This is a genomic window from Stenotrophomonas sp. Ste86, assembly GCF_024519465.1.
Taxonomy (GTDB): domain Bacteria; phylum Pseudomonadota; class Gammaproteobacteria; order Xanthomonadales; family Xanthomonadaceae; genus Stenotrophomonas.
The window spans coordinates 1-20,266 of record NZ_JALJRW010000014.1; the positions used below are offsets into that span (position 1 = coordinate 1).

The following is a 20,266-nucleotide window of genomic DNA, read 5'->3' on the forward strand; positions in this document are numbered from 1 at the left end:
TCGCGTACGCCATCCATGGCGTACGACGGTCCCGCGAACCCACACACCCCCGCCCCAGACAGTGGGCCGGTGGCCATGGGCATAACCCAACCAGAACCAAACCCACCACCAAAACCACCACCAAAACCACCACCAAAACCACCACCAACCCGATCACTGACGCTGTAGCGGTCGCATTCCTACAGACATGACTCGCATGGGAGAGCGCGTTTGCTCCTCGGTGAGGGCCGGGAAACTGTCGGGGGCGGGTGGGGGTGGGTAGCCGGGGCCCTCCATCGCATGGATGCGATGGTGGAGCTTACAAGGACGTACTTGCAGCGTGCCCCGGCTACCCACCCCCACCCGCCCAGCCTCCGGAGCCAACACAGCACAGCGCTTTTCGCTCTGCTCTGCTCTGCTCTGCTTTGCCTTGCTCTGCGCTTCCCGCTTCAAAAAAAACAAACACAAAAAGAAAAGGCGCGGATCTTGCGATCCGCGCCCGGCGGCGGCAGGGGAGAGAGGTCCTGCCGCCGCCATTGCTCCGTTGTTGCCTCCGACGCGTACCGACCAATACTCGGTACCTGAGCGGGGAAACTCAGTACTTCAGGTTCTGCGACCAGTAGGTCTCGATCTGCTTGACCAGGGCGTCCGGCAGCGGCACGTAGTCCAGCTGCTTGGCCTGGGCATCGCCGTTCTTGTAGATCCAGCGGAAGAACTCCTGCGTGGCCTTGGCGTTGGCCACGTTCTTGGGCTGCTTGCGCACCAGGATGAAGTTGGTGGCGGTGATCGGCCACGCTTCGGCGCCCGGGGCGTTGGTCATGACCAGGTAGAAGTCCTTCGAACTGGCCCAGTCGGCGCTGGCGGCCGCCGCGGCAAACGAGGTGTCGCTCGGCAGCACGACCTTGCCCGAGGCGTTCTTCATCGCCGCGTAGGACATCTTGTTCTGCAGCGCGTAGGACAGTTCGACGTAGCCGATGCCGCCCTTGATCTGCTTCACGTAGGCGGCCACGCCTTCGTTGCCCTTGCCACCGATGCCGACCGGCCACTGCACCGAGGTGCCTTCACCGACCTTGCTCTTCCACTCCGGGTTGACCTTGGAGAGGTAGTTGACGAAGTTGAAGGTGGTGCCCGAACCGTCCGAGCGGTGCACGACGGTGATCTTGCCGTCGGACAGCTTGACGCCCGGGTTGAGCGCGGCGATGGCCGGGTCGTTCCAGGTCTTGATCTTGCCCAGGAAGATGTTGGCCAGCGTCGGGCCGTCCAGCTTCAGTGCGCCCGGGGCGATACCGGCCACGTTGATCACCGGCACCACGCCGCCGATCACCGAGGGGAACTGTGCCAGGCCTGCGGCGGCCAGTTCTTCCGGCTTCAGCGGGGCGTCGGAGGAACCGAAGTCAACCGTGGCCGCCTTGATCTGCGCGATGCCACCGCCGGAACCGATCGACTGGTAGTTGACCTTCTTGCCGGTGGCGACACTGTAGTCGGCCGACCACTTGGACATGACCGGGTAGATGAACGAGGCGCCCGCGCCGGTCACATCGGCGGCGTTGGCGGCGAACACGGACGACGCGGCGAGGACGGCAACGGCGGCGCGCGACTTGAAGGCGTGGATCACGGGGTGGCTCCTGGGATGGATGACGGTGCGGGGTGTCCCGCCCGGCGCTCATTCCATAACCATTCGATGACAGCCCAGCGACTGTCATATGACCGCCTCGTGACATGCCTCATGGGACGCCCGTCACAAGGGGCGCAGCGGCTCCGGAACCCCGTACTGGCGGCCGTCATAGCGCAGCACATGGCGCTCGCCCTCTAACGGCGTGGCCTGGTCGCGGCATTCCTCGCCGTCCATCCAGCTGCGCGTGGTGACCCGGCGTTCGCGCAGGACCAGGTCGGCCAGCCCGTGCTTGCCCTTCGGGCCAACGGCAACCGTGCGTGACACCTCGGTCGATTCACCGGCGCAGCGGGTGTCCCACTCGGCCTGGAAACGGCGCAGCACCATTGGTGGGCCGAGCGCGCGCAGCGTGCCTGCCTGCATTGCCAGCAGCTGCAACTGTTCCTCGCTGAAGGGGTTGGGGCCGGAGCCATTGCGCCGCTGCACGCGCAGGCCGAAGGCGAGCGTGCCCGGCGCAAGCTGATAGCGCGCGGTATCCAGCTGCATGCCGTCGAAGAAGATCGCATCGCTGTCCAGCGCACCGGGCAACACCTTCCACGCGCGTGGTGCGAGGGTGTCGCTGTCGATCATCAGGATGTCCACGTCGCCCTCGCGGGCGTCGTGGTCGCCGCCATCGCGCCAGACCGGCGTGGCCAGCAGGGTCAGTTCGGGGCGTGCCGGCCAGCGACGGCAGACGCTGCCGGCGGTGTCGCGGGTGTAGCCGGGGCGATCGGGCAGCACGTTGTCCGCCCGCACCACGTACGCCTCTTCCGCGGCCGCCTGGGCGTCGTGGCAGTCCTGCGCATGGGCGGGCAGGGCGGTGCCGCCGACGGCGGCCAGCAGCAGCGACAGGGCGATACGCATCGGGTTCCATCCATGGGAAAAGGGCGCCCAGCATACCCGCGCACCCTGAGGGGGGTAGAGCCACCCCATGGGTGGCTGCGCGCGGTGCCTGAGCGGAGCGCAGCCACCCATGAGGGGGCTCTACCGGTGCCGGGCACGAAAAAAGGGCGCAGCCCAAGCTGCGCCCTCCTTGTCATACGGTTGCCGCAATCGCTTACCAGAAGAACTGCAGGCGCGCTTCCAGGATGTTCGGGTCGTCGTTGACGAACGTGCGGGTGGCGGAGCTGTACTTCTTGCTGTCCACCATCACGTAGTTCAGCGCGAACTTGGTGTTGGAGCGCCAGTAGTAGTTCACGCCCACGGTCCAGATATCCATCTTGCCGCCGAGCACGCCATCGACGATCGGCGGGCGACCGGCAACCGGGTTGGCGGCCAGGTTGCCGTCATTGAGGTCCATGTGGTCGTAGCGCGCGCCCAGCTGCCACATGCCCGAGGCCGGCTCGTCCGGCAGGCCGGTGGTCGGCACGCCGCCCTTGTAGCCCCAGCTTTCGCCGGTGATGTTCCACAAGCCGCTGACGTAATAGCCATCGCTGGTGTAGTTGTCGTGCGAGTAGCGCTTGGCCTTGCTGTTGTAATACTCGGCCTGGGCCTTGAACGGGCCGCCGATGTACATCGCTTCGGCGCCCATCGTGCTCACGCGGTCGGTGTCGACCAGGTTGCCGCTGTCGACCAGGCGCGCGGTGGCCAGGTCGGCGTTGGGACGGGCGCGCACGCGCAGGGTGTCAGCGTCGGTGTCGTACTCGACGTAGCTCAGGCCGAAATGCAGGACCTGGCCCTTCTCGTTGATCGGTGCCCAGGTGCCACGCGCGCCGTAGCCGCTGCCGTGGGCCAGATTGCGGGTCAGCTCGCGGCCGAAGGCGCTGGCGGTGACCGACCAGTTGTTGTCGCCGATGCTGTAGGCGCCACCGAGGCGGCGGGCCACCGCGTAGGTGTTGGTGACCGCAGCCTTGGAGATGAAGTCGTTGTTCTTGGTGCTGGACAGTTCTTCCAGGCTGTTGGGCTGCTTGAACTGGCCGAACTGAACGAAGTGGTTGGCGTTGCCGGCCAGCTTGTATTTCAGGTTGGTGTCCAGGAACTTGTCGGCCTTGGCGTCATAGCCCACCACCCACTCGATGTTGCCCGGGCCCTTGCCCTTGAGCACCAGCTCGGCGCGGCGCAGCTCGAATTCGCTGTTCTTGCCGTTGCCGGCGTCGCCGCCGTTGAGGTCGGTCAGGTCGTTGTCGAACCAGTTGCCGTCGGCCTGGACCAGGCCTTCGAAGGTGATCTCCGAGCCGCCGATCACATCGATGGCCACTTCGGCGTGTGCGGCCGGGACGAACAGCGCAGCCGCAACGGCCGCAGTCAGGAGTTGGCGATGCAGTTTCATGGAGAGCCTTGCAGGCAGGTGGGAAGATGCTGCGCAGGCTAATTAGTGAAGATTGCGTAAATATGACAGTTTCGGACAAACCGACGACCGGCCGGGGCCCGGCCACGTCTGGGCCTGCCATTGATGACCGACGCAGATGACGGCGGGGTTGCGTGAATATGGCAGTCGCGACCGCGGCTCAGGCGGCGGTCTTCTGCTTGAACCGGCACAGGTCGCGGATCACGCATTGCGGGCAGTCCGGTTTGCGCGCCTTGCACACGTAGCGGCCGTGAAGGATCAGCCAATGGTGTGCATCGCGCAGGAACTCGGTCGGTATCACCTTGACCAGCAGGTCCTCGACCGCGCGCACATCCTTGCCCGGGGCCAGCCCGGTGCGGTTGGACACGCGGAAGATGTGGGTGTCCACCGCCATCACCGGTTCGCCGAAGGCAGTATTGAGCACGACGTTGGCGGTCTTGCGGCCGACGCCGGGCAGCGCTTCGAGCGCGGCGCGGTCGCGTGGTACCTCGCCGCCATGCTGCTGTACCAGCAGCGCGCAGGCGGCGATCACGTTCTTGGCCTTGGCGTTGTACAGGCCGATGGTGGCGATGTACTTCTTCAGGCCGTCCTCGCCCAGGTCGAGAATCGCCTGCGGCGTGTTGGCCACCGGGAACAGTTTGCGGGTGGCCTTGTTGACGCCCACGTCGGTGGCCTGCGCAGACAGCGTCACTGCGACCAGCAGTTCGAACGGCGAGCTGTACTCGAGCTCGGTCTTCGGGTGCGGATTGAGCTCGCGCAGACGCGTGAACATTTCAGTCACGTCGGTGCGGGGCATGCGCGCGCTGCGCGGCGCAGGCTTGGCCGGCGCGGGTTTTTTCACGGAACTCATCAGGCGGTTTTTCCGGAGGCCTTGGCTTTGGCGCGCGCCAGAATCGCGGCGGCGGCGGGCGGCAGGGCGGGTTTCAATGCGGGGGTGGGCGCGGGGGGCGCGCGCCGCGCGTCACGTTCGGCGGCGCGACGCGCCAGCCGCTGGCTGCGATGGCGGTAGCGCGCGCGCGCGGCCCAGGCGCGTTGCAGTTGTTGCTGGGTCTGCAGCAGGCGCGCAGGCAACTCGGGGTGTCCGGGCAGCAGGTCGGCGTCACCGTGCTGCGGAACGTAGTCCATCAGCCCGGCGTCGAGCGCGGCGTCGAGGTCGCCATCGAGCACCAGTTGCAGCAGGCGCGCGGGCAGGGTGGGATCGGCGTGCGGCATGGTTCAGCGGTTCTGGAACACCGGCGGGCGCCGGGCAAGGAACGCCGAGGTGCCTTCGCGCATGTCTTCGGTGGCGAACATCAAACCAAACTGCACGCTCTCGTATTCGAGCCCTTCGCCCAGCGCGCATTCGCCGCCGACGTGGATCGCGTCAAGAATGCCGCGCAGCGCCAGCGGCGCGGCCGTGGCCAATTGCGACGCCACTGCGTCCACGCGCGCGTCCAGTGCCTCCACGCCGACCACTTCATTGACGATGCCCAACTGCAGGGCGCGCGCGGCGTTGATCGGGCTGCCCAGCAGGCACAGTTCCAGCGCGGCGGCGCGGCCGCACAGGCGCAGCAGGCGCTGGCTGCCGCCGAAGCCGGGAATCAGCCCCAGATTGATCTCCGGCTGGCCCACCTTGGCGGTTTCGACGGCGATGCGCAGGTGGCAGGCCATGGCCAGTTCCAGGCCCCCGCCCAGCGCAAAACCGTTGATCCGGGCGATCACCGGCTTGGGCATGCGCTCGATGCGGCGCATCAATTGTTGGCCCAGCAAGGAGAAGTCACGTCCCTGAACCGGGCTCAGTCCGTTCATTTCGGCGATGTCGGCACCGGCCACGAAGGCCTTCGGGCCGGCGCCGGTCAGCACCACCACGCGCACTTCGGGGTCGGCGGCGGCAGCGGCGAATGCGGCGTCCAGGCCTTGCAGCGTGGCCCGATCGAGGGCATTGAGCTTGTCCGGCCGGTTTACCGTCACGGTGCGGACGGCGCCGGCATCGGCAACGTGGACAGGATCGGGGGCGATGGGGGTGTCGGCCACGGCGGGGCTCCTGAAAAACGTTAAAAAAAAGTGATGTTGAACTCTTGAAACGAAGTCAGGTCAGAGCCTGCGTCGTTAGTGGCGAATCAACGTTGCGGCGGCTATCCTAACCCGTCGCCTCAGGGCGGCCCAACGCGTCCTGAGTTACCACCCCTGGAGAAAAGTTTGATGAAGTTGCGTTCTATCGCGGTCGCCGTCGCGGCCCTGGCCCTGACGGGCAATGCCTTCGCCCAGGACACCTCGTCCGAAAAGGGCAAGCTGAGCTATTACTTCGGTTACGACTACGGTAACAACCTGGCTGAACTCACCGCACGCGGCGAGCAGCTGGACATCAACTCGGTGGTGAAGGGCCTGCAGGATGCCTACGCCAAGAAGCAGCCGTCGATCACGGCCGAGCAGTTGAAGCCCGCCGTCGAAGCCTTCCAGAAGCGCGAGCAGGGCCGTGCCCAGGCCGCCAAGGCCGAGTACGAGAAGGCTGCCGCCGAGAACAAGACCAAGAGCACCCAGTTCCTGGCCACCAACAAGGCCAAGGCCGGCGTTCAGGCGCTGCCGAGCGGCGTGCAGTACCGCGTGATCGAAGCCGGCAAGGGCGCCAAGCCGACCCAGGCCAGCACCGTGCAGCTGGAAGTCGCCGGTCCGTATCCGTACGGCACCCGTCCGGCCGATGCCCGCCCGGCGCAGCAGATTCCGTCGATCAAGGTCAGCGAAGTCGAAATGAAGGCCATGCGCGAAGTGCTGCTGCAGATGCCGGCCGGCTCGAAGTGGGAAGTCACCCTGCCGCCGGAACAGGCCTACGGTGCCGACCCGCGTACCCCGTTCCCGCCGAACGTGGCCGTGCAGTTCGAAATCAAGCTGATCAGCGTCAAGTAAGAACAGCGTTACACCCCAGCGCGCCGGTAGTTTCTACCGGCGCGTTTTTGTTTCCGGCATAAACGGGTACCGCCGCATCCGCGTCCAATGGCGTTACTGTTGTCCGGTGACTATCTGCGAACATTCCACCCATGCCATACCCACGCCCTGCATCGGTCTGTGCGCACTGGATCGCGCCGGTTACTGCCAGGGCTGCCTGCGCAGCGTGGATGAAATCACCCGCTGGTCAACCATGAGCCGATACGAACAGAACCACGTCATGCAGCACACGCTGCCGCTGCGCGAGCAGTTGCGGCAGGCACTGCGTGGCTCGCCGGTGGAACACGAGCGCCTGCTGCGCGCGCTGCATCCACTCGACCAGCCGCCCACCGGCGATGGCTGGAACCGCAGCGAACTGATCGACCTGTTGCCGCCCGGCCCGCCGGTCGAGGCGGCGGTACTGGCCGGCATCGTGCCGCGGGCCGGCGGTGCGCAGGTGATCCTCACCCGCCGCACCGAAACCCTGCGCCATCACGGCGGGCAGGTCGGTTTTCCCGGTGGGCGCACCGAGCCGGACGATCGCGATGCAGTGGCTGCGGCGCTGCGCGAGAGCCAGGAAGAAATCGCGCTGCCGCCCGAACAGGTACAGGTGCTGGGTTACCTGGATCCTTTCGTGACCATCACCGGTTACCGGGTGATGCCGGTGGTGGCGGTGATCGATCCTGCCTTCGTGGCGGTGCCGCAACCGGAGGAGGTCGCCGACGTATTCGAAGTGCCGCTGGCCTATCTGATGGAGCCGGCCAACCTGCACCAGATCGAGATCGAACACCGCGGGCGCATCCGCCACGTCCTGGAATATGGCTGGCCAGGGCAGCGCATCTGGGGTGCCACCGCCGCCATCCTCTACAACCTGCGTCGCCGCCTGGAGCAGACCCCATGAATGCCGACATCCCCGCCTGGACTACCGTGGTCGATGTGGCCAGCCTCAACGCCGTGCTGGGGCAGGAGCACACCCGCGTGATCGACGCACGCGCCACCGCCAGCACCGCGATTCGCGTGGTCGACGCGCGGTTCGCGCTGGCCGATCCGCAGTCCGGCGCGCAGGCCTACACGCAGGGACATATCCCCGGTGCGCTGCATGCCGACCTCAACCGCGACCTGGCCGACATGGGCAAGGTCGGTCACGGCCGCCACCCGCTGCCGGACGAGGCCGTGTTCGCCGCCACGCTGGGCCGTTGGGGCATCGCCGCCGATACCCAGGTGGTGGTCTACGACGCCGCTGACGGCAGCATGGCCGCCGCACGGCTGTGGTGGCTGCTGCGCCTGATCGGGCACCGCCGGGTGGCGGTGCTCGACGGCGGCCTGGCCGCGTGGCAGACCGCCGGCCTGGCGGTGACCACCGACATTCCCGTCGTCGCGCCCGTGCCGGCCTATCCGGGCCGGTTCGATCGCGACCAGATCGCCTCGGTCGGCGAAGTCGCCGCGCGTCTGAAGCACGCGCCGGGCTGGTTGCTCGACGCGCGCGCGGGCGAACGCTTCCGCGGCGAAGTGGAACCGCTGGACCCGGTCGCCGGGCATGTGCCGGGCGCGGTCAATCGTCCGTTCGCGCTCAACGTGCATGACGGACGCCTGCGCTCCGCCGCGGATCTGCGCGCGGCGTTGCAGCCGTTGATCGGCACGCACCCGCCCGAGCAGGTGGTGCTGATGTGTGGTTCGGGCGTCACCGCCTGCCACTTGCTGTTGGCGATGGAAGTGGCGGGCCTGGCCGGCGCGCGCCTGTATGCCGATTCGTGGAGCGGCTGGGTCAGCGATTCCACCCGTCCGGTCGCGACCGGCGCCTGACACTCCGGACCGTCCGAGGGGAGCGTGGCCCGCCGCGCTCAGCCGCGCAGTTCGCGCAGCGGCGCGGCCGCCAGCACCCGCGGCCAGGGGAACAGCGGACCGGGGTCGCGCTTGCGCGGCACGCGCCGTTCCGGGTCGTCGCTGGCCACTTCTTCGCGCGTATCCAGCCACTCGTGGCCGGCGATGTGCCGCAGGCCGGGCAGCGCGTCGCACAGGTAATGCAGCAGGTCGATCAGTGCGGCGATCTGCGCGTCGGTGTAGGGCTCGTCCATGGCCTGGTGGCGCGAGTCCAGCCAGTGCGGGTAGCGGCCGCGGTTGACCAGTTCGATACCGATCGAGCGCGGGTTGTAGCCGCTGACGTGGTGCGCTACGCGGTCCAGCGCCACGTACTGCACGATGCGGCCGTCGCGGTCGATGTAGAAGTGGCCGCTGTTGCCGCTGCCACTGGCGTACAGCACGCGCTCGCCGTAGTCGCGCGCCATTGCCAGATCCGGCAGTTCGGTGCAGTGGATCACCACCAGATCAACCTGTTCCGGCGCACGCGCGGCCAGGCGATCCTGGTAGGGCAGGGGCTGCAGATCGATCAGGGGTGGGACGCGCTGGGGCATGCGCCGATGCTAGCATTCAGGGCATGACTGCCTACATCGAATCCCACCCGGTGCGCGCATGAGCCGCGGCCACTGCATCCTTTCCCACGGCTTTGAAAGCGGCCCGGACGCCACCAAGGTGACCGCGCTGGCCGAGGTCGCCCAGCGCCTGGGCTGGACCCACGAACGCCCGGACTACACCGACCTGGATGCCATGCGCGAGGTCAGCAGCGTCGGTGACGTGCGCGCCCGCCTGCAGCGCCTGCTCGGGCGGGCCGCCACGGCCGCCGAGCGCGGCCCGGTGGTGCTGGCCGGTTCCAGCCTGGGCGCCTACATCGCGGCGATCGCCTCGTTGCAGGTGCCCACCGCCGGCCTGTTCCTGATGGTGCCGCCCACCACGATGGGCCCGATGCCGCCGCTGGACGCAGCCCGCGTGCCCACCAGCGTGGTCCACGCCTGGCACGACGAGCTGATTCCGCCGGCACAGGTCATCGCCTGGGCACAGGCGCGCTCGGCGCGGCTGCTGCTGGTGGATGACGGGCACCGGTTGAACAACCACGTCGCGGCCTCGGCGAAGGCGTTCGAGGAACTGCTGCTGTCGCTTTGAGGGCGTAAGGGCCGGGGTGCTGGGAGATCGTGGCGAGCCGGCCAGCGGCCGGCACTCCCCTGGCAAGGCGTTCCCGGCCGCCTCACGTACAATGCCCATCCCGGCCCTCGCGCCGGACTGCTTGCCGTGCCCGTGGGCACCCCCTTTCCGCTGACCTGCGATACCGATTCCGTGAAATTCTTTGTTTCCTGCGCCAAGGGCCTGGAGTACCTGCTCGCCGACGAACTGCTGGCGCTTGGCCTGGAGAAGGCCACCGCCACCATTTCCGGTGTGAATGCCGAGGGCGAGCTGCCGCAGGCGCTGCAGGTCGTGCTGTGGTCGCGCCTGGCCAGCCGCGTGCTGTGGCCGCTGACCGAGTTCGACTGCCCCGACGAAGGTTCGCTGTACCAGGGCGTGGCGGCGATGGCGTGGGAAAAGCACATCAGCCCCGAGCTGACCCTGTCGGTGGACGCGCACGTGTCCGGTACCGAGATCACCCATGCGCGCTTCGCCGCGCAGCGGGTCAAGGACGGCGTGGTCGACAGCCTGCGGTCGCAGGGCCTGGAGCGTCCATCGGTGAACACCGAGTTCCCCGACGTGCGCATCAACCTGTCGCTGCGCAAAGGCCGGGCCACCATCTCCATCGACCTGGGCGGCGGCCCGATGCACCGCCGTGGCTGGCGCATGGCGCAGAACGAAGCGCCGCTGAAGGAAAACCTGGCCGCGGCCGTGCTGCTGCGCGCCAACTGGCCGAAGATCCACCGCGAAGGCGGCGGCCTGCTCGACCCGATGTGCGGCAGCGGCACGCTGCTGATCGAAGGCGCGCTGATGGCCGCCGACGTCGCCCCGGGCCTGCAGCGCCACGGCAGCATTCCGCCGAGCCGCTGGCTGGGCTTCGACCGCGATGCCTGGAACACCCTGATGGCCGAGGCGCGCGAGCGCGAAACCGCCGGCCGCACCGCGCTCAAGCAGGTCATCCACGGCAGTGACATCGACCCGCATGCGATCCGCGCCGCCAAGGAAAACGCGGAAACCGCCGGCGTTGCCCATGCGATCTGGTTCGGCGTGCGTGACATCACCGACGTGCAGGTGCCGCCGCAGGAAACCGGCTGCGTGGTCTGCAACCCGCCCTACGACGAGCGCCTGGCCGCCGATGCGGTGCTGTACCGCCGGCTGGGCAATGCGCTCAAGCGCGCGGTGCCGCAGTGGCGTGCCAGCCTGCTGTGCGGCAGTGCCGACCTGGCCTTCGCCACCGGCCTGCGCGCCAGCAAGAAATACCAGCTGTTCAATGGCGCCATCGAGTGCGCGCTGATCGTCTGCGACCCGATCGCCGTGCCGCAGCGCGAGAACGCCGGCCAGCCGCGTGAGCTCAGCGAAGGCGCGCAGATGGTGGCCAACCGCCTGCGCAAGAACATCAAGAAGTTCAAGAACTGGCGCGCCCGCGAGGCCATCACCTGCTACCGCGTCTACGACGCCGACCTGCCCGAGTACGCGGCCGCCATCGACGTGTATCAAGAAGATGCCGGCGCGGGCCGCACCTTCCTGCACGTGCAGGAATACGCCGCCCCGGCGACCATCCCCGACGTGGACGTGCGCCGCCGTCGCAACGAGCTGCTGTCGGCCGCGCGCGAGGTGTTCCAGGTGCCGGCCGAGCAGGTCGCGCTGAAGTCGCGCGAACGCGGCAAGGGCGGCAGCAAGTACGGTCGTTTCGAACAGCGCGGCGAGTTCGTGCTGGTCCGTGAGAACGATGCGCTGCTGCGCGTGAACCTGTTCGACTACCTCGACACCGGCCTGTTCCTGGACCATCGCCCGCTGCGCTGGCACATGGCCCAGGAGGCGATCGGCAAGCGCTTCCTCAACCTGTTCTGCTACACCGGCGTGGCCAGCGTGCAGGCCGCGGTGGCCGGTGCCGCCTCGACCACCAGCGTGGACCTGTCCGGCACCTACCTGCAGTGGTGTGCCGACAACCTGGCACTCAATGGCAAGGGCGGCAGCGCGCACCAGCTGATCCAGGCCGATGCACTGGCCTGGCTGGAAGCCGAGCGCCATCGCTTCGACGTGATTTTCTGCGATCCGCCGACCTTCTCCAATTCCGCGCGTGCCGAAGATTTCGACGTGCAGCGCGAGCACGTGCGCCTGCTGCGTGCGGCCGTGGCGCGGTTGAGTCCGGAGGGCGTGCTGTACTTCTCCAACAACTTCCGCCGCTTCAAGCTGGACGAAGAAGCGATCAAGGAATTCGCCGAGTGCAAGGAGATCTCCGCCGACACCATCGGCGAGGATTTCGAACGCAACCCGCGCATCCATCGCGCCTGGGAACTGCGCCGCTACGGCGCATGATGGACGGGGCTGCCATGGACGACAGCGCCCTCCACGCCGACGGACTCGTCCTGCGTCCTTTCGAGGAGGTCGATGCCGTCGGTTTCGCTGCGGCGGTGCGCGAGTCGGCCGCCGGCATGCAGCGTTGGATGCCGTGGTGCTCGGTCGATTACAGCGCCGACCAGGCGCGGCAATGGTTCCAGGCCTGCCGCGAGGGCATGCTGGCGGCGACGGCGTACGAGTACGGCGTCTTCGACCAGCGGACGGCCGCATTCGTGGGCGGCGCCGGATTGAACGCGATCCGGCACGATCATCGCTTCTGCAACCTGGGCTACTGGGTACGGCAGTCACGGCAGGGCGAGGGCATCGCCACGCGCGTCGTGCAGGCACTGGCGGCCCAGGCGTTCGGGCCGCTGCAGCTGCAGCGGGTGGAAATCGTCGTGGCGGTGGGCAACCTGGCCAGCGAACGGGTGGCGGTGAAATCCGGTGCGCTGCGCGAAGGCGTGGCCCGCAACCGGCTGGTCATCGATGACCGCCCCGCACCGGCGCACGTGTTCTCCCTGGTGCCCTGACCGGGTAACCCCGTTGCGCCGGCCACAGCCCGGCACGGCGTGAAGATCCCTGATCCGTCACGCCTGCCCGGCGGCTGGGTGACCCCGTAGAGCCGACCGTTGGTCGGCTGCTGTCCGCGCAACACCGATCACCGGGCACAGCCCGGCACGGCGTGAAGATCCCTGATCCGTCACGCCTGCCCGGCGGCGGGTGACCCCGTAGAGCCGACCGTTGGTCGGCTGCTGTCCCCGCAACACCGATCACCGGGCACAGCCCGTCACTATGCGTCAGCGCGCGACCACCGCCACCGCCAGCCCCACCACCGGCAACACCCACGCCAGCGGCGCGATCCAGCGCGGCCGGAACGGGTACAGCCCAAAGGCGATCAGCATGCCGCTGACCGTCATCGCGCCCAGCCACACCACCGGGCCGGCGGCCCAGCCGTGGTCCCACACGCACAGCGCGAACGCCAGCGTCAGCAATGCCCAGCCCAGCCATCGCCACAGGCGCATGCGTGCCGGCGTGGCCGCCGCCTTGCCGTGCAGGTCGAGCTGGTGCTTGTCCATCGCCAGCGACAGCGCGGTGAACGCGGAGAAACTCACGGTGATGGCCAGCAGCATCATGCGTTGACCTCCGCGCCCGCGCTTTCCCGGGCCTTGGCCGCCGCCGCCGCCGCGGCCTGGCGCTTCTTCTTCTCGGCCGCGCTCAACGCCGGCTGCCAGCGCTGCATGCGCAGGCCGCAGTACGCCAGCATCGCACCGAAGGCCAGCATCATCAGGTCGAACCCGGCCAGCACCCAATCACCGTTGCGCAGGGTCACGCCCAGATGCGCCTGCGTGGTGAGCGCATTGAGCACCGGAATCAGCGCGAACAGCGCCGCGCCCAAGTACAGCTGCCACGCCCACATCAACCGCTTGGGCCAGATGAAGGCGGCCAGCAGCGCCGCGCCCCACGCGTAGAAAAACACGTTCGCTTCGGCGTCGGAACGCTCGGCCATCTGTACCGGCAGCAGCCGGTTGCCCCAGAAATAGGCGGCAAACGCGATCGGCAGGCCGGCCACCGCGCCGATGTTGAGCGCATCGACCAAGCGCAGGCCAAAGCCGATCTTCCCGGACTTGGCATGCTTGGGACGTTCCTTCACCGCCCACAGCACCACGCCGCTGGCCACCATCAGGCAGCCGATCAGCCCGGACACGAAGAACAGCGCGCGCAGCCCCCAATCGGCGAAGCGCGCCAGGTGCAGGCCGTACATCACCCCGCGGGTCTGGGTGGCGCCACCGGACAGCGGGCTGGCCTCGATCAGTTCGCCGCTCACCGCGTCATAGCGCAGCGACGGGGTATCCACCGACAGGCGCTTGCCGTCGCGCTGGTACACATCGATCACCGCGTTGGCGCCACCGGGGTGGTACAGGGTGAACCCGCTGACCTGCGCGCCCTTCCATTCGGCGCGCGCGGCGTCCAACAACTGCTGGATCGGCAGCGCGGTGGCGGTGCCTTCGGTCGGGGTGTCGATGTCGGCCAGGCGCGCGAAGGCCTCGCTGAAGAACGCATCCTCATCCTTGGGGTAAGCCACGTTCACGCCCCACGGCAGGTACATGAACATCAGCGTGACGATGCCGGTGTAGGTGATCATCGCGTGGTAGGGCAGGGCCATCACCGCGCTGACGTTGTGGAAATCCAGCCACGACCGCAGGCCCTTGTCCTTGCGGAAGGTGAAGAAGTCCTTGAAGATTTTCTTGTGCGTGATCACCCCGGTGATGATCGCCACCAGCATGAACATTGCGCAGAACCCGACGAGATAGCGCGCCCACAGCACCGGGATGTAATGCAGGTCGAAGTGCAGGCGGTAGAAGAAATCGCCGCCCCGGGTTTCGCGCGCGGCCACTTCCTCGCCGGTGCCCGGGTCGACGGTGGCATCGCCGAAGCGGCCGCCGCCCCGGCGGCGACGTTTCTCGCCCTCCGCCGGTGGCTTGACCATCGATTCGGGATTGCGCCAGAACATCCGCATCGCCGGGTTGCGCGGGTCGGGCAGGGTGACGTTCCAGCTCTCGGCCTGTGGCGCCTTGTGCTGCAGGAAGGTGATCGCGCGCGCGGCGGCGACCTCGGCCGTCACCGTGCTGCGCGGCAGTTCCGGGCGCATCCAGCGGCTGATTTCCTCGCGGTAGTAGCTGGCGGTGCCGGCCATGAAGATCAACAGCAGCAGCCAGCCGACCAGCAGGCCGGTCCAGGTGTGCAGCCAGGCCATCGATTGGCGGAATCCGTTCTTCATGCGCTGGTCCTCAGCAGGGCGGTGCCGATCCAGAACGCGGCGGTGGGCAGGGCGATGCCCACCCAGGCGCGCAGCGCGGTGCGGGTGGCAAAGGCCCACAGTGCCGCGCAGGCGCACAGCACGATGGCCACCATCATGCCGGTCAGGACCGCCTGCCCGCGCGCGATGGGCAGGGCCACGGCGAAGAACATCGAACAGGTTGCCGCCAGCGCATAGCCCCCGAAGATGGCGGCCAACGATCGCGACAGCACCCCCAACCAGGGGCGGGCGAAGTAACTTCCGAAACGGCTGAACCAGCTGGCGTCAGGCGTGCTGTCCACGGGAACCTGCAATGTAGGGTCGATCAACGGACATCACCGGCCGCGGCCGGTGATGCATGGAATGGAGGCCGTCCGTGGCCGTGTCGCTGCACAGGGCAACGTTCCCTTGGAGAGCGGTTACAGCGTCCAGCGCAGGGTCACAATCACGTTGCGCGGCTCGCCCCAGTACACGCCGTTGTAGAAACCGACGTTGCTGTAGTACTTCTTGTCGAGCAGGTTGTTGATGTTGAGCTGCGCAGAGAAATTCGGGTTGAAGCGATAGCCGGCGAACACGTTGACCAGGTAGAACGCGTCCTGGGTGATCAGCGCCGATTCGGTGCGGCCACTGGTCAGGTAATCGGCGCGGGGCTTGGTGCTGTTGCGGTAGATCCTGCTCTGCCAGGTCACCCCGCCGCCCAGCGACAGCCGGTTGTCTGCGCCGCCCGGACGCCAGCTGGTGTTGAGGCGGAAGGTATCGACCGGGTTGGTGGTGTTCTGCGCCACGCCGGCCTGGTTGCGCACGGTGGTATGGGCAAAGCCACCGGAGATGTTCCAGGTCTCGGTGATGCTGCCCTGGGTTTCCAGCTCCCAGCCCTTGACCTTGTTGCCCTTGCCGGTGGAGCGGTAGGCATCGGTGCCATCGGGCAACGCGCCCGGCGGTACCGTATCGTCCACCTCGGCCACGTTGTCCTTCTCGCCCTTGAAGATCGCGGCCGAGGCGTTGAGGCGACCGCCGAAGAACGCGCCCTTCAGGCCGGCTTCCCACATGTCGCCGACCACCGGCTCGAGGTAGGTGTTGTTGCGGTCGCGGTAGTTCTGCGGCTGGAAGATGTCGGTGTAGCTGACATACGCGCTGACATCGCCGCTGACGTCGTAGATCACGCCCAGGTAGGGGGTGAGCGAATCGTCCGGCTTGTAGCCGCCGCGCGCGGTGCCGGTGAGCGTGCCGGCCGCGTCATGGGTGTAGGCCCAGGTACGGGTTTCCCAGCTGCCGTAACGCGCACCGACCACCGCCAGCAGCGGGTCGGCCAGCTGCAGGCGCGCGGCCAGGTAGGCGGCTTTCTGCTTGAGCTCGTTTTCCGAGGACAGCCAGTCGTAACGGGTCACCGGCAGCGGGGCGACATCGCCGGTCCAGTGGCGCCAGTCCGGGACCTGGCCGTAGGCACCGCTGTAGTCGTAGTCGGCGGCGGGCACTTCGCCCTTGCGCACCGACTGGCCGATGCCGACCACCAGCTCATGCTCGCGGCCGAACAACTGGAACGGGCCGCTGGCGTTGAGGTCGAACACGTTCATCCGGCTGCGCTCGGCGAAGTGGGAGATGAAGCCGGACACGCCGGTGCCGTCCGCGCGCGGATAGCCCGAGGCGCCGTACCAGACATCGCCGTCGGTATCGCGTTTGGCCTGGGTGGCGGCCGCCTTGAGCGACCAGCCGTTGCCCAGCTGCTGTTCCAGCCGCGCGAAGGTGGTTTTCTCCACGATCGGCCAGCTGCTCCATGTGGCCGACAGGTTGGTCGAGCGCGGCAGGTTGGCCGGTGTGCCATCGGCGCCCCAGTACGGCACCACGCCCCAGGTGACGCCGGTGGTCCTGGGCGACTGGTAGTCATAGCCCACTTCCAGCAGGGTGCTGTCGCCGAGGTCTGCCTGGACGATGCCGTAGAACACGTCCTTGTCCAGCGCGTAGACATCACGGAACGAATCGCTCTGCTGCTTGGCAGCGACAAAACGCGCACGTACGCGCCCATCCAGCGCGATGGGGCCACCGATGTCCGCTTCCAGGCGCTGGTTGCCCCAGCGGCCCACGGTGAGCCCGGCGCTCATCGCCACGTCTTTGGTCGGGCGCTTGCGCACCATGTTGATCGTGCCCGACGGGTCGCCGGCGCCGGTGGTCAGGCCGGTGGCGCCGCGCACCACCTCGATGCGGTCGTAGATCACGCTGTCGGTGTTGGTCTTGAGCGAGCCGCCGAACGTGTTGAGCATGCCGTCGATCTGGAAGTTGTTGATGGCATAGCCACGCGAGATGTAGCTGATGCGCTCGCTGTCGGTGACCGAGACATGCACGCCGGTGACCTGGCCCATCACGTCCGACAGCGCGTACAGGCCCATGTCATCCAGGCGCTGGCGGGTGACCACCGTGACCGACTGCGGCGTGTGGCGCAGCGACAGGTCCAGCTTGGTCGCGGTGCGCGCCTGCTTGACCGTGTACGAGGTGGGGATATCGCCGTCGGCAGTGACCTTGACCGTGTCCAGCGTGGTGGCGTCGGCCGGCGCGGCATCCGCCAGCGCCTTGGGCGCATGCCCGGCAAGCGCGGCGAGCAGGGCAAGGGCGAGCAGCGACGGTCGGGACAGCGGCGAGGCAAGTGCAACAGACATGGCAGGCATTCCAAAGGGGTGAAGTGGCGTCATGCAATCCATTGCGGGCCGCGCTGGGCGCGACGCCACGTTGCCGGCGGCAACACCGGCAGAAACGGAATCGAAGCAGGGGATGTACGTGGGGCGCAGGCGGCGAGGCACGGCATGCGGCCTCGGGGCCGATAAGCTGGGCGTACACCCAGTGCTTGAATGATAGTCATTATCATTTCGTTCGGCAAGCATCCTGCATGGGTTCGACACGTCGGCGTGGCCATACTGGCGTCCCCACACACAGCAGGAAAATCGATGAGCGATCCGGTGGTGCTGCCTGCAATCGACGGGCGCACGCCTGCGCAACTGGCCGGCGACGAGGCCTGGTGGGCGCAGGTGCGCGCGCTGTACGACCTCACCGACGAGGTGGTGATGCTCGACAACGGCTACTGGGGCGCGATGGCGCGGCCGGTGCTGCAGGCCTACCAGCAGGCCACCGCGACAGTGAACGCCGGCAACGCCTGGTTCGGTCGACTGGCGTTCCCACCGCTGTTTGAACAGGCGCGGGTGCAGCTGGCGCAGGCGCTGGGCGTGGACACTGACGAAATCGCGCTGACCCGGGGTGCGACCGAGGCGATGCAGGCCTTGATCGGTGGCTACAACCGGCTCGGCCCGGGCGATGGCGTGCTGTATGCCGACACCGACTACGACAGCATGATCAGCGCGATGCAGTGGCTGCACGCACGGCGTGGCGTGGACGTGCAGCGCATCGTGCTGCCCGAGCCATTCGACCACGACGGCATCGTGGATGCCTACCGGCAGGCGCTGGCCCGCCACCCGCGTACGCGCCTGTTGCTGCTCACCCAGGTCAACCACCGCAACGGCATGCTGCTGCCGGTGGCCGAGATCGCCGCGCTGGCGCGTGCGGCCGGGGCGGAGGTGGTACTCGATGCCGCCCATGGGATCGGCCAGGTCGACACGCCGCTGCGCGCGCTGGGCGTGGATTTCGTCGGTATCAACCTGCACAAGTGGATCGGCGCCCCGGTCGGTGTCGGCGCGATCTACGTGCGTCGCGGACGGGTGCGCGATCTCGATCCCTACATGGGCGAGGCCGACCACGACGATATCGGCACCCGCATCCATACCGGCACGGTCAACTTCGCCGCCTACATGGCCTTGCCGGTCGCGCTCGAGCTACACCAGCGGATAGGTGTGGCCAACAAGCGTGCGCGGCTGCTGCACCTGCGCAACCGCTGGCTGGATGCGCTGCGCGATGACGACCGGGTGCAATTGCTGGCGTCGGCCGATCCGCGCCTGTCCAGCGCCATTGCCTCGTTCCGGCTGCACGGCCAGACCACGATGGCCGACAACACCGCCATCGCCGAACGCATGGTCCGCCAGTCCAGCGTGTTCGTGCTTCCGCGCGAGGGTCTGGCGTCGGGCGCGTGCCTGCGCGTGACCCCGGGTATTTTCAGCACCCCGGCGCAGATGGACGCGTTGGTCGGGGCGGTGCGGGCGGCACTGGACTGAGCAGCATCAGATAACGCTAGGTGGTTCCAGCGGTTCGATGGTCAGCCGCACCCCCAACGCGCCGAGCACGCGCTGGACCGTGTCAAAACGCGGGTGTGCGCCTGGCTTCAGCGCCTTGTAGAGGCTTTCGCGGCCCAGGCCAGCAGCCTCGGCAACCTGCGACATGCCGCGCGCGCGGGTCACCGCCTGTAGCGCGTCCTGGAAATGCACGGCATCATCGGCCGCCAGCGCTTCGGTCAGGTACACCGCAATGGCGGCGTCGTCGACCAGATGATCGGCAGGGTCGAAAGCGAGGAGTGTGGGCTTGCGCATGGGGTAGGTCCTGGAGAGAGCAGCGTGGCATTCCGCGCTAGAGCTGGTCGGCAATCCGTTGCGCCTTCTGTATGTCCGATCCTTGGCTGTCCTTGTCGCCGGCGCACAACAGGATGATCAACTGCCTGCCACGCCGCGTGAAATACACGCGGTAGTCCGGGCCATGGTGAACACGAAGTTCGCTGACACCCCCGCCGACGGTCTTGACGTCACCGGCAAGGCCGTTGGCCAGCCGCTGGATCCGTTCTGCGATGACCGCGCGGGCGCGGGTGTCGCGCAATCGGCGCAGCCACCTGTCTAACGCCTCGGTTGCCTGCACCAATACCATAGGGGTAAAGTGTATCCATATGGATACAAAGTGCAACCGTCAAGGCTGACGGTGTCGTGCGCTCCCTCATCGCTTCGCGCACGCCCTCTTGATCTCGTCCTCGATGCGGGGCGGGGCGGGCCGGCCGAAGGCCTCGCCCATCTCGCGGCGCAGGCGCAGGTCCTGGCACTGCTCCGGATCGACCGAGCCGTCGATCACCGTGCCACGCACCGCCGGCGGGCCGCGGCCGGCATCGGCCTGCATGCGGCGGCGCGCGTCATACAACTCGCGCTGGGCGCGGGTGCGCTCTTCCCAGCTCAGGTTGGGGTCCTTGGTGATCGGCCGGGTCACGCCGGTGTCCTGCTCGGGCGGGCAGGGCACGGTCTGGTAGATGGTCTGGCCGCCGGCCGCGCATTTGTACACGCGCCCGGCATGGGCGCTGCTGGCCAGCGCGCACAGCGCCAGCGTCACGATGATCCGTCGCATCATTCCCCCTGTGGGCCACTCCAGCCCGGAATGCGCGGCAGAATACGCGAACTACTTCACA

At 67.7% G+C, this 20,266-nt stretch carries 21 protein-coding genes; 7 read left to right on the forward strand and 14 right to left on the reverse strand.

Features of this window, described 5'->3' with window-relative positions; all coding sequences use genetic code 11:
- Positions 1 to 574: 574 nt before the first annotated feature.
- The 6 genes from pstS to NR101_RS13195 form a co-directional block, all read right to left on the reverse strand.
- Positions 575 to 1,594, reverse strand: coding sequence for a phosphate ABC transporter substrate-binding protein PstS (gene pstS, locus NR101_RS13170; RefSeq protein ID WP_256777283.1), 1,020 nt, complete (start codon positions 1,592 to 1,594; stop codon positions 575 to 577).
- 123 nt (positions 1,595 to 1,717) lie between these two features.
- Positions 1,718 to 2,494: a hypothetical protein gene (locus tag NR101_RS13175; RefSeq protein ID WP_256777282.1), complete on the reverse strand. Its 777-nt coding sequence runs from the start codon at positions 2,492 to 2,494 to the stop codon at positions 1,718 to 1,720.
- Between the two features lie 193 nt (positions 2,495 to 2,687).
- Positions 2,688 to 3,899, reverse strand: a complete 1,212-nt coding sequence (locus NR101_RS13180; protein ID WP_256777281.1) for an OprO/OprP family phosphate-selective porin — start codon at positions 3,897 to 3,899, stop codon at positions 2,688 to 2,690.
- A 178-nt stretch (positions 3,900 to 4,077) separates the two neighbouring features.
- Positions 4,078 to 4,767, reverse strand: a complete 690-nt coding sequence (gene nth, locus NR101_RS13185) for an endonuclease III (RefSeq protein WP_256777280.1) — start codon at positions 4,765 to 4,767, stop codon at positions 4,078 to 4,080.
- Entirely contained in the window at positions 4,767 to 5,129 is a 363-nt protein-coding gene (locus NR101_RS13190; RefSeq protein ID WP_256777279.1) for a hypothetical protein, read from the reverse strand. The genes nth and NR101_RS13190 overlap by 1 nt, the downstream gene beginning before the upstream one ends.
- A gap of 3 nt (positions 5,130 to 5,132) precedes the next feature.
- Positions 5,133 to 5,915 carry an enoyl-CoA hydratase-related protein gene (locus NR101_RS13195; RefSeq protein WP_256777284.1) on the reverse strand — a complete coding sequence of 261 codons (783 nt, stop codon included), beginning with the start codon at positions 5,913 to 5,915 and terminating at the stop codon, positions 5,133 to 5,135.
- Between the two features lie 183 nt (positions 5,916 to 6,098).
- Between NR101_RS13195 and NR101_RS13200 the strand changes: the two genes are divergently transcribed.
- The 3 genes from NR101_RS13200 (at position 6,099) to NR101_RS13210 (ending at position 8,621) form a co-directional block, all read left to right on the forward strand.
- On the forward strand, positions 6,099 to 6,800 hold the full coding sequence (locus NR101_RS13200) for an FKBP-type peptidyl-prolyl cis-trans isomerase N-terminal domain-containing protein (protein WP_256777278.1): 702 nt from the start codon (positions 6,099 to 6,101) through the stop codon (positions 6,798 to 6,800).
- A 106-nt stretch (positions 6,801 to 6,906) separates the two neighbouring features.
- Positions 6,907 to 7,719 carry a CoA pyrophosphatase gene (locus tag NR101_RS13205; RefSeq protein ID WP_256777277.1) on the forward strand — a complete coding sequence of 271 codons (813 nt, stop codon included), beginning with the start codon at positions 6,907 to 6,909 and terminating at the stop codon, positions 7,717 to 7,719.
- On the forward strand, positions 7,716 to 8,621 hold the full coding sequence (locus tag NR101_RS13210; protein WP_256777276.1) for a sulfurtransferase: 906 nt from the start codon (positions 7,716 to 7,718) through the stop codon (positions 8,619 to 8,621). The genes NR101_RS13205 and NR101_RS13210 overlap by 4 nt, the downstream gene beginning before the upstream one ends.
- A gap of 38 nt (positions 8,622 to 8,659) precedes the next feature.
- Here NR101_RS13210 and NR101_RS13215 read toward each other — a convergent pair whose 3' ends face one another.
- Positions 8,660 to 9,229 (reverse strand): N-acetylmuramoyl-L-alanine amidase, encoded by a 570-nt coding sequence (locus NR101_RS13215; RefSeq protein ID WP_256777275.1) that lies wholly within the window; start codon positions 9,227 to 9,229, stop codon positions 8,660 to 8,662.
- 58 nt (positions 9,230 to 9,287) lie between these two features.
- Between NR101_RS13215 and NR101_RS13220 the strand changes: the two genes are divergently transcribed.
- The 3 genes from NR101_RS13220 to NR101_RS13230 all read left to right on the forward strand — a co-directional run bounded on the left by NR101_RS13220 (position 9,288) and on the right by NR101_RS13230 (position 12,682).
- Positions 9,288 to 9,815 carry a hypothetical protein gene (locus tag NR101_RS13220; RefSeq protein WP_256777274.1) on the forward strand — a complete coding sequence of 176 codons (528 nt, stop codon included), beginning with the start codon at positions 9,288 to 9,290 and terminating at the stop codon, positions 9,813 to 9,815.
- Positions 9,816 to 9,986: 171 nt separating this feature from the next.
- A complete protein-coding gene (gene rlmKL / locus NR101_RS13225) occupies positions 9,987 to 12,131 on the forward strand; it encodes a bifunctional 23S rRNA (guanine(2069)-N(7))-methyltransferase RlmK/23S rRNA (guanine(2445)-N(2))-methyltransferase RlmL (RefSeq protein WP_256777273.1) in 2,145 nt (714 codons plus the stop codon).
- A gap of 14 nt (positions 12,132 to 12,145) precedes the next feature.
- Positions 12,146 to 12,682, forward strand: a complete 537-nt coding sequence (locus tag NR101_RS13230) for a GNAT family protein (protein ID WP_256777272.1) — start codon at positions 12,146 to 12,148, stop codon at positions 12,680 to 12,682.
- Between the two features lie 267 nt (positions 12,683 to 12,949).
- On the opposite strand, the gene NR101_RS13235 is transcribed toward NR101_RS13230, so the two are convergent.
- From NR101_RS13235 to NR101_RS13250, 4 genes are all read right to left on the reverse strand, one after another.
- A complete protein-coding gene (locus NR101_RS13235; protein ID WP_256777271.1) occupies positions 12,950 to 13,285 on the reverse strand; it encodes a DUF3325 domain-containing protein in 336 nt (111 codons plus the stop codon).
- Positions 13,282 to 14,931, reverse strand: a complete 1,650-nt coding sequence (locus tag NR101_RS13240; protein WP_256777270.1) for a PepSY-associated TM helix domain-containing protein — start codon at positions 14,929 to 14,931, stop codon at positions 13,282 to 13,284. The genes NR101_RS13235 and NR101_RS13240 overlap by 4 nt, the downstream gene beginning before the upstream one ends.
- On the reverse strand, positions 14,928 to 15,251 hold the full coding sequence (locus NR101_RS13245) for a DUF3649 domain-containing protein (RefSeq protein WP_256777269.1): 324 nt from the start codon (positions 15,249 to 15,251) through the stop codon (positions 14,928 to 14,930). Before NR101_RS13245 ends, NR101_RS13240 begins: the two co-directional genes overlap by 4 nt.
- 117 nt (positions 15,252 to 15,368) lie before the next feature.
- Positions 15,369 to 17,600 (reverse strand): TonB-dependent siderophore receptor, encoded by a 2,232-nt coding sequence (locus NR101_RS13250; protein ID WP_256777268.1) that lies wholly within the window; start codon positions 17,598 to 17,600, stop codon positions 15,369 to 15,371.
- 285 nt (positions 17,601 to 17,885) lie between these two features.
- Here NR101_RS13250 and NR101_RS13255 point away from each other — a divergent pair, with 285 nt between their 5' ends.
- Complete coding sequence (locus tag NR101_RS13255; RefSeq protein WP_256777267.1) at positions 17,886 to 19,100, forward strand: aminotransferase class V-fold PLP-dependent enzyme; 1,215 nt, start codon at positions 17,886 to 17,888, stop codon at positions 19,098 to 19,100.
- 6 nt (positions 19,101 to 19,106) lie between these two features.
- On the opposite strand, the gene NR101_RS13260 is transcribed toward NR101_RS13255, so the two are convergent.
- The 3 genes from NR101_RS13260 to NR101_RS13270 form a co-directional block, all read right to left on the reverse strand.
- Positions 19,107 to 19,412 carry an addiction module antidote protein gene (locus tag NR101_RS13260; RefSeq protein WP_256777266.1) on the reverse strand — a complete coding sequence of 102 codons (306 nt, stop codon included), beginning with the start codon at positions 19,410 to 19,412 and terminating at the stop codon, positions 19,107 to 19,109.
- Positions 19,413 to 19,449: 37 nt separating this feature from the next.
- Positions 19,450 to 19,740: a type II toxin-antitoxin system RelE/ParE family toxin gene (locus NR101_RS13265; protein WP_256777265.1), complete on the reverse strand. Its 291-nt coding sequence runs from the start codon at positions 19,738 to 19,740 to the stop codon at positions 19,450 to 19,452.
- A gap of 66 nt (positions 19,741 to 19,806) precedes the next feature.
- Complete coding sequence (locus tag NR101_RS13270; protein ID WP_256777264.1) at positions 19,807 to 20,205, reverse strand: DUF4124 domain-containing protein; 399 nt, start codon at positions 20,203 to 20,205, stop codon at positions 19,807 to 19,809.
- Between the last annotated feature and the right edge of the window lie 61 nt (positions 20,206 to 20,266).

Excerpts from the sequence above, each read along its gene's own strand:
- NR101_RS13175 (WP_256777282.1), bottom strand. The coding sequence starts at position 2,494 with ATGCGTATCGCCCTGTCGCTGCTGCTGGCCGCCGTCGGCGGCACCGCC.
- NR101_RS13180 (WP_256777281.1), bottom strand. The coding sequence starts at position 3,899 with ATGAAACTGCATCGCCAACTCCTGACTGCGGCCGTTGCGGCTGCGCTG.
- nth (WP_256777280.1), bottom strand. The coding sequence starts at position 4,767 with ATGAGTTCCGTGAAAAAACCCGCGCCGGCCAAGCCTGCGCCGCGCAGC.
- NR101_RS13190 (WP_256777279.1), bottom strand. The coding sequence starts at position 5,129 with ATGCCGCACGCCGATCCCACCCTGCCCGCGCGCCTGCTGCAACTGGTG.
- NR101_RS13200 (WP_256777278.1), top strand. The coding sequence starts at position 6,099 with ATGAAGTTGCGTTCTATCGCGGTCGCCGTCGCGGCCCTGGCCCTGACG.
- NR101_RS13210 (WP_256777276.1), top strand. The coding sequence starts at position 7,716 with ATGAATGCCGACATCCCCGCCTGGACTACCGTGGTCGATGTGGCCAGC.
- NR101_RS13215 (WP_256777275.1), bottom strand. The coding sequence starts at position 9,229 with ATGCCCCAGCGCGTCCCACCCCTGATCGATCTGCAGCCCCTGCCCTAC.
- NR101_RS13220 (WP_256777274.1), top strand. The coding sequence starts at position 9,288 with ATGAGCCGCGGCCACTGCATCCTTTCCCACGGCTTTGAAAGCGGCCCG.
- NR101_RS13230 (WP_256777272.1), top strand. The coding sequence starts at position 12,146 with ATGGACGACAGCGCCCTCCACGCCGACGGACTCGTCCTGCGTCCTTTC.
- NR101_RS13235 (WP_256777271.1), bottom strand. The coding sequence starts at position 13,285 with ATGATGCTGCTGGCCATCACCGTGAGTTTCTCCGCGTTCACCGCGCTG.
- NR101_RS13240 (WP_256777270.1), bottom strand. The coding sequence starts at position 14,931 with ATGAAGAACGGATTCCGCCAATCGATGGCCTGGCTGCACACCTGGACC.
- NR101_RS13250 (WP_256777268.1), bottom strand. The coding sequence starts at position 17,600 with ATGTCTGTTGCACTTGCCTCGCCGCTGTCCCGACCGTCGCTGCTCGCC.
- NR101_RS13255 (WP_256777267.1), top strand. The coding sequence starts at position 17,886 with ATGAGCGATCCGGTGGTGCTGCCTGCAATCGACGGGCGCACGCCTGCG.
- NR101_RS13260 (WP_256777266.1), bottom strand. The coding sequence starts at position 19,412 with ATGCGCAAGCCCACACTCCTCGCTTTCGACCCTGCCGATCATCTGGTC.
- NR101_RS13265 (WP_256777265.1), bottom strand. The coding sequence starts at position 19,740 with ATGGTATTGGTGCAGGCAACCGAGGCGTTAGACAGGTGGCTGCGCCGA.
- NR101_RS13270 (WP_256777264.1), bottom strand. The coding sequence starts at position 20,205 with ATGCGACGGATCATCGTGACGCTGGCGCTGTGCGCGCTGGCCAGCAGC.